Source organism: Acididesulfobacillus acetoxydans, assembly GCF_902729405.1.
GTDB lineage: Bacteria > Bacillota > Desulfitobacteriia > Desulfitobacteriales > Desulfitobacteriaceae > Acididesulfobacillus > Acididesulfobacillus acetoxydans.
The window spans coordinates 3,324,636-3,337,930 of sequence record NZ_LR746496.1 but is presented as its reverse complement, the minus strand read 5'-3'; the positions used below and the strand labels follow the sequence as shown (position 1 = coordinate 3,337,930).

Here is a 13,295-nt window from a genome sequence, read left to right as displayed (position 1 = left end):
GATTTGTGACGGTTTTCCGCTCTGCGGCGCAGGTGGGGCGAAAGTGAAGGCCCGGGAATACCGGAAGAAAGGGCGGAAGAACATGAGCCGACGTATGACTGAGGATTTTTCTCAAACTCCCGGGAAGTTGGCGGAGGGTGATCCCGGGGGAGCCCTTGAGAAGATGCCGGCGGGAGATTCCGGGGAGGTGCCCGAAAGTGAACTCGTTCAGCCTAAGCTGAACATCGAGTCTTCGGTGACGAAAGTCTCCAGCGGAGAGTTTCGCCGAAGCCGCCTATCCCAAAATGATGGAGAAGGTTCAGGAGAGGAGCTCGAAGGCGGTTCGGGAGAGGAGTTCGGGGCGGGACCCGGACGAGGCCGGGGAGGGAACCCGGGGGAGGACGACGAGGCCGGGGAGCCGCGAAAAGCGGCAGAAGTACGACGCCGGGTCAGCTTGGAGCGCCGGACGAAAGAGACATACATCAAGGTCAAACTGGATTTGGACGGCAGGGGTGAAGCCGAGGTGCGGACAGGGATTGGTTTTTTCGATCACATGTTGACGGCCTGGAGTCGTTTCGCCGGCATTGATTTGCAACTGGAGGCCGAGGGTGACCTTGAAGTGGATCCCCACCACACGATCGAGGATTGCGGGATCGTCCTAGCGCAGGCGTTGAGGGCGGCATTGTCGGATAAGCGCGGGCTTGAACGCTTTGGCGAGGCACTCCTGCCCATGGACGAGAGCCTGGTGCAAGTGGCTCTGGACATTTCCAACCGCCCTTATCTTGTATGGGATGTCAATTGTCCCTCTGCCGCTGTGGGGGGATTTCCGACGGAAATGGCGGAGGAATTCTTCCGCGCCTTGGTTCAAGCGGGCCTGACCCTGCACATCCGGCTTTTATCCGGAAAAAACAGCCATCATATTTTGGAGGCTGTTTTTAAAGGGGTAGGAAGGGTTCTCCGGCAGGCGGTGCGCAAGAGCTCGGAGGATGCCGGAGTTTTCTCGACCAAAGGGGTCCTTTAGGGCCGGCCCGATAGCCGGTAAGGTTGGTGAAGTTGGTAAAGCTGGTAAGGTTAGCAAACCCGGTAAGGTTGATATAGCGGCAAGGTTCAAGGTTGATAAGGCTGGTAAGGTCGGTGAGGTTGGAGGGTGTCGTTATGATTGGGATTATTGACTACGGGCGGGGAAATTTGCGCAGTGTGGAGAAAGCTCTGGCCGCGACCGGCTTTGAAGCGGAGATTCTTACTGACCCCGCCGCCCTGCCCAGGGTCGGGGGGCTGATCTTGCCCGGAGTCGGGGCTTTTGCGGACGCGATGGCTGCGCTCCGGCAATTGGGCTGGGTCGAACCCCTGGTGAATTATGCCCGCTCGGGAGCCCCTTTCTTGGGGATTTGCTTAGGGATGCAGGTGCTTTTTGAGCTCGGAGAGGAACACGGGGCACACGAAGGTTTGGGTCTGTTGCCGGGACGGGTGGTGAAGTTCCCGCCGGGGCGCAAGATACCGCACATGGGCTGGAATACGGTGCACTGGGAACGGGACAATAACTTGGTTCAAGGAATCCCGGCGGAGTCATGGTTTTATTTCGTTCATTCCTTTTACGTTTCGACGCCGGACGAATCGGTGGTCGTGGGCCGCTCTGAATACGGAGTTGCTTTCCCGGCGCTGGTGGGGCGCGGCAACATCTGGGGAACCCAATTCCATCCGGAGAAGTCCAGCCGCTGGGGGCTGAAGATATTGGAGAATTTCGGCAGGAGAGTGGAAAAAAGTGTTCATCTTTCCGGCAATTGATCTTAAAGAGGGTAAGGTTGTCAGGCTTCTGCAGGGACGAATGGAAGCGGCGACGATTTATGACGAGCACCCGGCAGAGGTGGCTGAGGAATTTGCCCGGCAGGGGGCCACGCATCTGCATGTGGTCGATCTCGACGGCGCGTTCGCCGGCGAGCCGGTGAACGATGCGGCAATTCGGGAAATTGTCCGGGCGGTCCCCCTGCAAGTACAAGTGGGCGGGGGAATTCGCAGCTTAGCCCGGATTGGGGAACTCGTGGAGCTGGGGGTGAAACGGGTGATTCTGGGTACGGCGGCGGTCACGGATCGCGGCCTGGTCGAGGAAGCCGTACGTCGGTATGGGGAAAGCATCCTGGTCGGGATCGATGCCAGGGAGGGGCGGGTCGCGGTCAAGGGCTGGGCGGAAAACACCGCTGTTCAGGCTGTGCAATTAGGGCTGGACATGAAAAGCCTGGGTGTGAAGCGAATCGTCTTTACCGATATTTCCCGGGACGGAATGCTCCAAGGTCCTAACATTAGGAACACGGTACAGTTGGCCCAAACGACGGGCTTAAGAGTCATCGCCTCGGGGGGCATATCCCGGCTGGAAGATTTACGGTGCCTGGCTCAAGAAGAGGCCAGGGGAGCGGGGATCGAAGGAGCGATTATCGGCAAAGCTCTTTATGCGGGAAATTTCACCTTGAGAGAGGCTTTGGAGGCACTGAGGGTTTAAGACCGGGCCCGCCCCGAAAAGGCGAGACTTCAGATGCGAGAGGCTGCCCGCTGGGCCCCGGGGATATAAACTAAACTGCGGGGACGCAAACCAGATCCTGGGGACGCAAACCAGATTCTGGGGACGCAAACCAGATACTGGGGATGCAAACAAAACCGCGGGGGCCGCGGGGAGAAACGGGAGTGCGGCGGCTATGCGGGTCTGGCCACTCAGGAGTACCGAGGAGGCCGGTACGCCGTAACAAGCGCGGGGGGTTGCACGGAATGGGGGGGATTTGAACCATGCTAAGCAAGAGAATTATTCCGTGTCTGGACGTTCACGGAGGGCGGGTTGTGAAAGGGACGAACTTTGTTCACTTGCGCGATGCCGGGGACCCCGTTGAACTGGCCGCTTTTTATGACAGGGAAGGTGCGGATGAACTGGTCTTTCTGGATATTTCGGCTTCCCATGAAGGGAGGAAAACGATGATAAACATGGTGAGGCGCACGGCGGAAGAAGTATTTATCCCTTTTACCCTAGGAGGGGGGTTGCGCAGCCTGGAAGATGTGCGCGAGGTCTTGCGGGCCGGAGCGGACAAGGTTTCGCTTAATACCGCCGCGGTGCAGAACCCGCACCTGATCGAAGAAGGTGCGCTGGCTTTCGGAAGCCAGTGCATGGTCGTGGCGATTGATGCCCGCCAAACTCGGCCCGGCCGCTGGGAGGTCTATATTCACGGCGGGCGTACGCCCACGGGCAAAGACGCCTTGAACTGGGCTCGGGAAGCGGAGAGCCTGGGAGCCGGAGAAATCCTTTTGACTTCGATGGATCGGGACGGCACTAAGGCCGGATATGATTTGGAATTGACGCGCGCGGTAAGTGAAGCTGTTTCCCTGCCGGTAATCGCGAGCGGCGGGGTCGGGAATCTGGAGCATTTGGCGCAGGGGCTGACAGAGGGTGAAGCCGACGCTGTGTTGGCGGCTTCGATTTTCCACTACAGGGAATTTAGCATTGCCCAGGCCAAGGATTTCTTGGCGGCGAAGGGTATCCCGGTGCGGCGGCTGACAGCGTCCGAAAGGTAAGAGCGAATCCCGGCCGGAAGGTGCACTTTTCACTACGCAAGCGGCTTAGTGAAGCTTGCGGGCAGCTGCGAATTAGAAAACCGTTTTTACCCCAGCTCCGTGGGGCCCGCGGCTTTAGCCAGGCTTTAGCCGTGCGAGGATGTCAGTATTTTAGTTGTCCGCAGCAGCGGCGAAATGGAGGTTAGCGTGGAAAAAGATCAAGCGAACACACAGCTCAACCGACTTCAGGTTCCGGCGGGAATACGTTGGAACGCGGACGGGCTTATCCCGGCTGTTGTGCAGGATGTGGAAACCCGGGAAGTTTTGATGCTGGCTTACATGAATGAAACAGCGCTCAGACTCACCCTGGAGGAGGGGCGTGCCTGGTACTACAGCAGAAGCAGGCAAACTTTATGGCGAAAGGGAGAAACGTCCGGACACACGCAAAAGATCCTCGACCTGCGCTTTGACTGCGACCAGGACGCTCTCCTCCTGACGGTCGAGCAAAGCGGCATGGCCTGCCACGAAAATTACTTTTCCTGTTTTCACTACAGGACGGAGACCGCTGGGTTTGCCAAGGTCGGGCAGCCGGAGAGAAGGCCCGAACCTGACCTGGGTAAAGTGCTCCGGGATTTGGCGGAGGTTATCCGGTCGCGCCGCGAGCAAAGGCCGGAGGGAGCCTACACGACGTACCTTTTCAACCAGGGTCTTGACAAGATCCTGAAGAAGGTTGGGGAAGAAAGCGCCGAGGTGATCATTGCCGCCAAGAATCAGGCTCCGGCCGAGATCCGCTACGAAGTGAGCGATCTACTTTATCACCTGCTGGTGATGCTGGAAGAACGGGGTGTCGCACTTGAGGAAGTCGCCTGCGAATTGAGGCAGCGCAGGAAGTGAAGCACTCTCCATACCCCATCAACACGGTAAGGACGGAGCTTGATCATCCGAAAACGGTAAGGTCTCAGTTGGCTCAATCGGCGATTCGCAGAGTCGCGTCCACTTACCAAGGAGAGTGGACAAAAATAAAACAAAACGCCGAGCATCGCGAACTTGGGTACACCAAGAAATATTACCACGGTTTGGAGAAAGCTCCCGAATTCAAATCGCGCACGACTGAAATGGTCTACGGCAGGGATTATTCGTTCGGCAAGAACCAAACGGCCGCGGTCAATACATTGGAAGGCCAAGTTCGCGTTGCTTATGAGGGGTGGACTCCTCACGTTGAGCGCTTGCGTTCGGGCGAGTGGAAAATTGGCACTGCCAAGCTCTGGTATGATAAAAGACGCAAGGCGTTATATCTGATCGTCCCGATCACACGTGAGCAAAGCGTTGACTTAAACGATATGACTCAAGTGCAGGGTGTTGATGTCGGTATGCGCTCGATAAGTCATCGCTGTACGGAGGGTACGCTACCCGCCAGGATGCCCATTATACAAGCCAAGCATGCCCCCGTTGCGAGCATACGAGCAAGAACAACCGGCCGGGAAAGGGACTGCTCTTCACCTGCGAAGCTTGCGGTTATACGCTGCATGCTGACTTGGTAGGCGGACGTAATGTAAGGCTTAGAACGTTGGTCGCCCGGCAGGACCGGACGATTACGGGGCGCGTTTCAACCGTCCCTGATGTGGATTCCAATGATACTGGGCCGGACCCGGTGGAGGAAAGCCGCAATCCTCTGACTTTAGTCAGGGGTAGTTGAAGAGCGGTAATATTGTGATCTATACCCTATTATGGGTGGGCGGGCAGTGCAGGCTGCTCGCCCTAGTGCCATTTATGCGGCCTTGACCGCGGGTATCCCCTCGGTCGCAGGACCCCGTCGACCCAAAAGCGCCGGAAAGCGCAAGGATAGACGCGGGATTTTGACGTTTTTCTGCTCTCGGCTGAAACATATGTTCCAAAAAGGTCCACAATGTGGTAAAATAAAGAAACGGCTGGATCCGGCTAAACCCCATGGGGCCCGTGACCTGAAAGTCAGCACGGGGCCGGTCGTCCGGAAGCCGGGGAAGGGGGCAAGGCGGTCTTGGCAGGATATAATGCGGAAGACATTCAAATCCTGGACGGGTTGGAAGCGGTGCGAAAACGCCCGGGTATGTACATAGGGGCCACAAATTCCCGGGGATTGCACCATCTGGCCTGGGAAATCATTGACAATGCAATCGATGAAGTGGAGTCAGGGCATTGTAGCCGGATTCGGGTGACGCTAAACCCGGATAACTCACTGACGGTGGAGGACAACGGCCGCGGCATTCCCGTGGACATCCATCCCAAAATGGGGATCCCGGCCGCCAGGGTGGCTTACGAGGTTCTGCATGCCGGAGGCAAGTTCGGCGGGGAATCCTATAAAGTCTCCGGTGGGTTGCACGGGGTAGGCGCCAGTGTCGTCAATGCTTTATCAGAATTCTTGCTGCTTGAGATAAAACGGGAGGGCAAGCGTTTCCGGCTCGAGTATGCCGACGGGGGGAAACTTGTCTCCGAGCTCAAAGTCGTCGAGCACAGGGTGAAGGGGACTGGGACCAAGGTGACTTTCCGGCCGGACTGGGCAATTTTTAAAGAACAGGTTTTAAAAGCGGAAATTCTGCAAAGCCGGCTGCAGGAGTTGGCGTATCTCAATGCCGGCTTAGTGATCGATTTTCTCGATAGGCGTGGGGGAGAACGTGCCGAGAGTTACTGCGCTCGGACCGGGTTGGTAGGGTTTGTCGATCAGATCAGTGCGGAGGGGGGTAATGAACCTCTGCATAAACGGCCGATCTATTTTCGGGGAGAAAAGGACGGCGTTCAGGCTGAATGTGCCATCCAGTATAATGATGCGGATACGGAAACATTTTATTCGTTCTGCAACAATATCGCCACCGTAGAGGGGGGGACGCATGAAAGCGGGTTGAGGACCGCCTTGACCCGGGTTTTTAATAATTACGGCAAAAAAGCGGGCCTGCTGAAAAACAAGGATGAGAGTTTAATCGGAGACGATTTGCGTGACGGGCTGGTTTGCGTACTCTCAGTCAAAGTACGGGAACCGCAGTTTGAAGGGCAAACCAAGACTAGGCTTTCAAATACGGAAGTGGAAGGCATTGTCCAGTCTCTGGCCAACGAGGGTTTGAACGGTTTTTTTGAGCAGTACCCCAATGTAGCCAAAGAAGTCATCAGCAAGTCCTGGCGCACGGCCCAGGTTCGCATCGCCTCCAAACGGGCCAAAGAGCTCAAACGCATGAAAAAGGACGCGGAGGCAAAAGCCCTGGGAGGGAAACTGGCGGCCTGCTCCGAAAAAGACAAGTTAAAAAATGAACTCTTTCTGGTCGAGGGGGATTCGGCCGGGGGTTCGGCCAAGTCCGGCCGCGACCGCCGTTTTCAGGCGATTCTCCCCCTTCGGGGCAAGGTCATCAATACTTTCCGCGCGAAGCTGGACAAGGTGCTGGAAAATGAAGAAATACGCTCGATGATTACGGCCATCGGCGCGGGGTTGGGGAAGGAATTTGATTTGGAGAAATGCAATTATGCCCGGGTTTGCATCATGACGGATTCCGACCTGGACGGAGCCCATATCCGCACCCTCCTCCTGACTTTCTTCTATCGCTATATGCGCCCGCTCATTTTAGACAACCGCATCTATATTGCCCAGTCCCCTTTATACAAGGTGCAAAAGGGCAGCGGCGTTCGTTATGCCTACGATGATTCTGAGCTGAAAGAAGCGCTCAAGCACCTGGGCCGTAAAGCCCAGGTGCAGAGGTATAAAGGCTTAGGGGAGATGAACCCCGAGCAGTTGTGGGAAACCACGCTGAATCCGGCTAACCGTAAAATGATTCAAGTGACGATTGACGATGCGGTGGCTGCCGAGAGAAAACTCAATATCTGCATGGGTCCGGCAGTGGAACCTCGGCGGGAATTTCTCATGGAGCATATTGTCTTCACGCAAGAGGATATCTGAAAAAGACCAAGCCGGAGGGGGCGAACGAAGCCGGAGGGCGGCCCAAGCCGGAGGACGAATGGAGCCGGAAGGCGGCCCAAGTCGGAGCGGGATTGCCGGGACCCCCGGCCGGGGTGAGTGAGTCGTCCCGCGCAAACGGAGGAAAAACATGAGCGTCTTGGAAGAAAACATCAGTCAAAGGCCTTTGGAAGAGGTACTGCCTGAGGCTTATATGGGCTATTCAAAATTTGTTATCCTGCACCGGGCCATTCCGGATGTGCGGGATGGCCTCAAGCCGGTGCACCGGCGTATTATTTACTCCATGAACGAGCTCGGTATGTATCCGGATAAGCCCTACTCGAAATCTGCCCGTTTGGTTGGGCATTGTATGGGGGCCTATCACCCCCACGGCGACAGCGCCATCTATGAAGCGGCCGTGCGCATGGCCCAACCCTGGGCTTCCCGCTATCCTTTTGTTGATGGGCACGGAAATTTCGGTTCGGTGGACGGGGATCCGGCTGCGGCTATGCGCTACACGGAGATACGCATGACCCCTTTGGCCAGACTGATGTGCCAAGACCTGGAGAAGGACACTGTCAGTTTTCGGCCAAACTACGACAACCGTCTCAAGGAACCCGTGGTTTTATCCAGCCCTTTGCCTAACGTCCTGGTCAACGGTGCCGGGGGAATCGCTGTGGGACTTTCCACCAACATGCCGCCTCATAACTTGGGCGAGGCGGTGAACGGAATCATTCACCAAATCGACCGGCCGGAAATTACGCCGGCGGAGCTGATGAACTGGGTGCCTGGGCCTGATTTTCCCACAGGGGGATTTATCTTGGGAAGAGAGGGCATCCGCCAAGCCTGCGAAACAGGGCGGGGCAAAATCATCCTGCGCGGCAAGGCGTCGATTCAACCCGGGAAAAACGGCAAAAGCCTTATAGTCATTACGGAAATTCCTTATCAGGTCAATAAGGCGAATCTGGCCGCTAAGATTGAAACTCTAACCGCGGATAAGATCGAGGGAATCGCGGATGTCCGTGACGAGTCGGACCGCGAAGGGATGCGCCTGGTGGTGGAATGCCGCAAAGACAGCGATCCGGAGAAGATTCTCGAGCGGCTTTACAAGTACACGCAGCTGCAGGAATCCTTTAGCATCATTAACCTGGTGATTGCGGCCGACGGTACCCCGAAAGTCATGAACTTAAAAGAAATCAATGCCGCTTACATTGAGCATCGCCGGGAAGTTGTCGTGAACCGGGTCACGTATGACCTGAAGAGGGCGAAAGAGAGAGCGCACATCCTGGAGGGGCTGGTCAAAGCGATTCAAAATCTTGATCAGGTGATTTCAGAGATCCGGGCGGCCAAGACTCCGGCCTTAGCCAAGGCAGCTTTGGTTCTCCGCTTCGCGTTCTCCGAACTGCAGGCCCAGGCAGTCTTGGATATGAAACTCCAGCACCTAACTCATCTGGAATTGCTTGGGATAGAGCGTGAGTATGACAAGATTCAAAAAACTGTCGTTGCCTTGCAAGAGATTTTAGCCGATGAGAGGAAAGTTTATGGTATCATTAAGAAAGAACTGAAGGAGACAGCAGATAAGTACGGAGACGAGCGGAGAACCGTTATCCTGGACGGCGGGGACCAAGGGAAGCCTCAGACCGTTCCCGCGGGGCCGGCGAGGCCGTTGGAGGTCTTGCTGACCGGCAAGGGATTCATCAAAGCCCGGCTGCCGGGGAAAAACGGACGCGGCAAGATGGGAGATCCGGCAGGCCAAGGCGGGGATATGTTTGAACACAAGGGCGAAGATAGGTTCGGATACAAAGAGGGGGATGCACTTCGGTACAAAGACACAGACATATTTCAATACAAAGACGGGGATATTCTTCGACACAAAGTGCGTTGTACAGATAAGGATCAGCTGTTATTCTTCGGTGTGAGCGGGAAAGTGTACAGTTTAGCCGCGAAGTTGGTTCCCGAAACGTCCGGCAGGGTAAAAGGGAAAACGCTCTCGGCAGTTGTTTCCCTCCCCGAAGGAGAAGAAATCGCGGCTTGCCGGCCTCTGCCGGAAGCGGCGGGGGGCCATGTCGTCTTTGTCACCCGGCTGGGACAAATTATGAAAAGCCCGGCTGCAGACTTTGCCAATCTGAGGACTGCAGAAGGTATGACATTGAAACCGGACGATACTCTCGTTACAGCCTGGATCAGCCCGGAGGAGCAGGATCTGATCTTGCTCACGGCTCAAGGACAGGCCTTGCGTTTGACGGAGGCTGACATTAGGGCCATGGGCCGCAAGTCCAAAGGGGTGCGGGGGGTTAACCTGGCTCCGGGAGACTCGGTGGTGGCCGCCCTGCCCGTGACAGATGCGGCGGCGGATCTCATAACGGTGAGTGAACGGGGTTGGCTCAAACGCACACCCATTGAGGAGTTCAAACGACAGAAACCGGGCGGCAAAGGAGTCACGGCTGCCCGGGTGGAACTGGAAAAGACCGGGTTGTTGGCGGCCGCCCTGCCGGTAGGCCCGGCAGCCGTTTTGACCGTGCTGCAAAGGAGTGGGGCGCAGACCCGGATCCCGGTCGAGAGCCTCAAGATTGAAACCCGGTCGCGGAGAGGCGCTTTGCTGGTTGCGGTCGTGCTGGATGATTACGTGATCGCGGTCTTTGGCTAGGGCGCCGTTGCCGGTGTTCCGGGAGGGGAGACTCCCACTTCTACAAGTGGGAGTGGTTCCCCCGTTGCTTCGTAGGGGGGAGACTCAGCCTTCGGCCGTCATTGTCCACCGGACAATGACGCCTTCGCCGCGAAGTGTCGTTTTGGGATAGGCGGCTTCGTCAGTTGAACGAGTTCACTTCCGACCCAGAAAGTCGCAGTGTTCTGCGGAGTGTTGATAAACTCCCAAGAACGAGGAGGATATGGTATGGAAAGCGTAAAGTGGGCACGGGTATCGAAAACAGTTACACTTCCCCGCCTGAATCGCTTAAGTCCCTCCCTGGAGAGCACGGCCCTGAAGATCATGGAGGAGTCGGGTGAGCTGGCCCAAGCGATTGGGAAGTTCCGGGGGCTGAGCGGCGAAAGGCCAAAGATCGAGGAGAAAGAGGCTATGCAGTTGGTGGCCCGTGAGCTGATGGATGTGGCCCAAACAGCTGTGACGATGATGTTTGTCCTCGAAGAGCAGTACGGAATCGATTTGGCCGGGGTCCTGGAGGAGCATACGGAAAAGCTGCGGCAAAAAGGCTATTGTGATTAGGAGCGCCATGGAACACCTGAAGATCAAGAACATGATGCGAAATTATCGATTCGCGCAGAGCATCCAGGATGCCGGGGCTAATGTTATTGGGAGCGAGGTGAGTGGTTTACAATGTATAGTTTGGCGGATTTGAATCCGGTCCAGCGGGAGGCGGTCGAGCATCGGGACGGACCTTTGCTGATCCTGGCTGGGGCAGGATCGGGGAAAACCCGCGTCTTAACTTATCGCATCGCCCATCTCGTTGCCCGGGGTGTTGCCCCTTGGAGTATTTTGGCCATTACGTTCACTAACAAGGCGGCTAAGGAAATGAGACAACGGGTGGAGACATTGTTGGGAAGCGCAGGGGCTGGCCTTTGGGTATCTACTTTTCACTCCGCCTGTGTCCGTATTCTGCGGCGGGAAATCGATCATTTGTCCGGATACGCGCGCAGTTTTGTTATCTACGATACTGGGGACCAGCTGTCCGTATTGAAGTCCTGCCTTAAGGAATTGGACCTGGACGAGAAGAAATTCCCGGCTCGAGGCATTTCAGCCAAAATCAGCGATTGGAAAAACAGGCTCTGCCAAGTGCAGGACGCGGAGGGGCAGGCGGCCGAGTATTTTGAAGAGATGGCGGCCAAAGCCTACAGACTTTATCAGAAGAAACTTATGGCTAATAATGCCTTGGATTTTGATGATATTATCATGCTCACAGTTGAGCTCTTCCGCCAAAATCCGACCGTTCTGGACTATTACCGCGACAGGTTTCGCTATATTTTGGTGGATGAATACCAGGACACCAATCATGCCCAGTATACTTTGGTCAACCTGCTGGCGGCCCGCTATCGCAACCTCTGTGTGGTGGGAGACGACGATCAGGCTGTGTATGGCTGGAGAGGGGCCGATGTCCAGAATATCCTCGCTTTCGAGCGGGATTACCCGGAAGCCGTGGTCCTCAAGCTGGAGCAGAACTACCGCTCCACGAAACACATTTTGCAGGCGGCGAATGCCGTGGTTCGGCATAACCTGGACCGCAAAGCCAAGTCTCTCTGGACGGAGAATCTGTCCGGGGACCTGCTAATTCATTATGCGGCGGAGGATGAACGGGATGAGGCACGCTACGTGGCGGAGAGGATCCGGCGCTTGAAAGACCGGGAGGGCCGTCCGAATAAGGATTTTGCCGTGCTCTACCGCTCCAATGCCCAATCCCGTATTTTGGAGGAGTACCTCTTGCGGGAGGGAATTCCTTACCGGGTCGTTTCGGGTATGAAATTCTACGAACGGATGGAGATTAAAGATATTCTCGCCTATCTGAGGGTTTTGCACAACCCGGCGGACCGGGTGAGTTTCAGCAGGATTCTCAATGTGCCGAAACGGGGTTTAGGTGAGAGCGTACTGGCGAAGGTACTGCTCTATGCGGAAGAGCAGGGCTTGGACATGCTGGCCGCGCTAAGGGAAGCCGAGTACATTCCCGGCTTGCGGCCCCAGGCCCGTGAGGCTCTCCTGAGTCTTAGCAGGCTCTTGGAAGAACTGCGAGAACAGAGCCTGGAGGGGAAAATCACGGATCTGGTTGAGGAGATCCTGGACAAGACCGATTATTGGACCATGCTCAAGGCTGACAACACGCCGGAAGCCCAAGCCAGGGTGGAGAACCTGCAGGAATTCCTCTCAGTTACCGCCGAATATGATGCCAAAATACCCGAGGAAAGAGACGAACAGGCCGCCGAAGAAGGAAACCGGCCGGCAGCGGGAACGGCGTCCGGTTCCTTAGCGGAGGCGGAAGACCGGCTCGGGCCGGGGGCAGAAGACCGCCCTGGAACCCAGGCTGGGGGTACCTTCCTGACCGGGGGAGAGGACCGGATCGTTTCGGGAACGGGAGATACTGCCTCGGCGGGGGCAGAAGACCGCCCTATACCCGAGGCTGGGGGCGACTTCCCTGCCGAGGAAGAGGACGGGCCCGCACTCGTGATTGACGATTTCTCCGCGGGGGTGGGCGGCTTTCTGGAGCAGGTAGCTTTGGTGGCTGATATTGACCAGTTGAACGAAGGTGACGACGGTGTCGTTTTGATGACCATGCATTCGGCCAAAGGGCTGGAGTTCCCGGTGGTTTTTCTGGTGGGTATGGAGGAGGGCATTTTCCCCAGTTCCCATTCTTTGCTGGCGGAAGCGGCACTGGAAGAGGAACGCCGGCTTTGCTACGTGGCTCTGACCCGGGCCAAGGAAAAAATATACCTCTGCTGCGCCAGCCGGCGGCTGCTCTATGGGCACATTCAAAGCAATTTGCCTTCAAGATTTTTCAGTGAGGTTCCCCCCGAGTTAATGCTGGATCGGGACCCAATCGATCCTCCGCCCCGGCGGCAGGGACGCATGGGCGGCGCCGTTCGGGGCGGGGGTTTCGCTGGGACAAGCGGACACGGCCGCAGCAAGAACCGGGACGATGGTTCACTTGCCTCCGCAGGGACTCCCCTGGCAACCGGCAAAAGTGAAACGTATCATGTCGGAGACAAGGTGGAGCATGAGAAATTCGGCAGGGGGATTATCGTGAGCGTCAAAGGAGAGGGGGCCTCCGCCATCCTCACGGTGGCCTTTAGCGGACAGCTCAAACAACTAATTTCCGAATATGCCAAACTGACTCGGTTTTAGGTCAGGTGCAGAGAGGATGACTAA

General features: G+C 56.5%; 9 protein-coding genes and 1 pseudogene. All 10 read left to right on the top strand.

Annotated features, from left to right (window positions below):
- Positions 1-421 precede the first annotated feature (421 nt).
- A pseudogene (hisB, locus tag MNU25_RS14870) lies at positions 422-1,000 on the top strand (imidazoleglycerol-phosphate dehydratase HisB); the annotation flags it as partial.
- 134 nt (positions 1,001-1,134) lie between these two features.
- Positions 1,135-1,764, top strand: a complete 630-nt coding sequence (gene hisH / locus MNU25_RS14865) for an imidazole glycerol phosphate synthase subunit HisH (RefSeq protein WP_240985781.1) — start codon at positions 1,135-1,137, stop codon at positions 1,762-1,764.
- Positions 1,742-2,473: a 1-(5-phosphoribosyl)-5-[(5-phosphoribosylamino)methylideneamino]imidazole-4-carboxamide isomerase gene (gene hisA / locus MNU25_RS14860; protein WP_240985780.1), complete on the top strand. Its 732-nt coding sequence runs from the start codon at positions 1,742-1,744 to the stop codon at positions 2,471-2,473. The genes hisH and hisA overlap by 23 nt, the downstream gene beginning before the upstream one ends.
- Before the next feature lie 281 nt (positions 2,474-2,754).
- Positions 2,755-3,531 carry an imidazole glycerol phosphate synthase subunit HisF gene (gene hisF / locus MNU25_RS14855; protein WP_240985779.1) on the top strand — a complete coding sequence of 259 codons (777 nt, stop codon included), beginning with the start codon at positions 2,755-2,757 and terminating at the stop codon, positions 3,529-3,531.
- Between the two features lie 174 nt (positions 3,532-3,705).
- A complete protein-coding gene (hisIE, locus tag MNU25_RS14850) occupies positions 3,706-4,404 on the top strand; it encodes a bifunctional phosphoribosyl-AMP cyclohydrolase/phosphoribosyl-ATP diphosphatase HisIE (RefSeq protein WP_240985778.1) in 699 nt (232 codons plus the stop codon).
- Positions 4,405-4,900: 496 nt separating this feature from the next.
- A complete protein-coding gene (locus MNU25_RS20615; RefSeq protein WP_372503639.1) occupies positions 4,901-5,206 on the top strand; it encodes a zinc ribbon domain-containing protein in 306 nt (101 codons plus the stop codon).
- Positions 5,207-5,527: 321 nt separating this feature from the next.
- Positions 5,528-7,429, top strand: a complete 1,902-nt coding sequence (locus MNU25_RS14840; RefSeq protein ID WP_240985776.1) for a DNA gyrase/topoisomerase IV subunit B — start codon at positions 5,528-5,530, stop codon at positions 7,427-7,429.
- Between the two features lie 148 nt (positions 7,430-7,577).
- Positions 7,578-10,073 carry a DNA gyrase/topoisomerase IV subunit A gene (locus MNU25_RS14835; protein WP_240985775.1) on the top strand — a complete coding sequence of 832 codons (2,496 nt, stop codon included), beginning with the start codon at positions 7,578-7,580 and terminating at the stop codon, positions 10,071-10,073.
- A 246-nt stretch (positions 10,074-10,319) separates the two neighbouring features.
- Complete coding sequence (locus tag MNU25_RS14830) at positions 10,320-10,649, top strand: MazG-like family protein (RefSeq protein ID WP_240985774.1); 330 nt, start codon at positions 10,320-10,322, stop codon at positions 10,647-10,649.
- Positions 10,650-10,760: 111 nt separating this feature from the next.
- Complete coding sequence (locus MNU25_RS14825) at positions 10,761-13,271, top strand: UvrD-helicase domain-containing protein (protein ID WP_240985773.1); 2,511 nt, start codon at positions 10,761-10,763, stop codon at positions 13,269-13,271.
- The last annotated feature ends 24 nt before the right edge of the window (positions 13,272-13,295 follow it).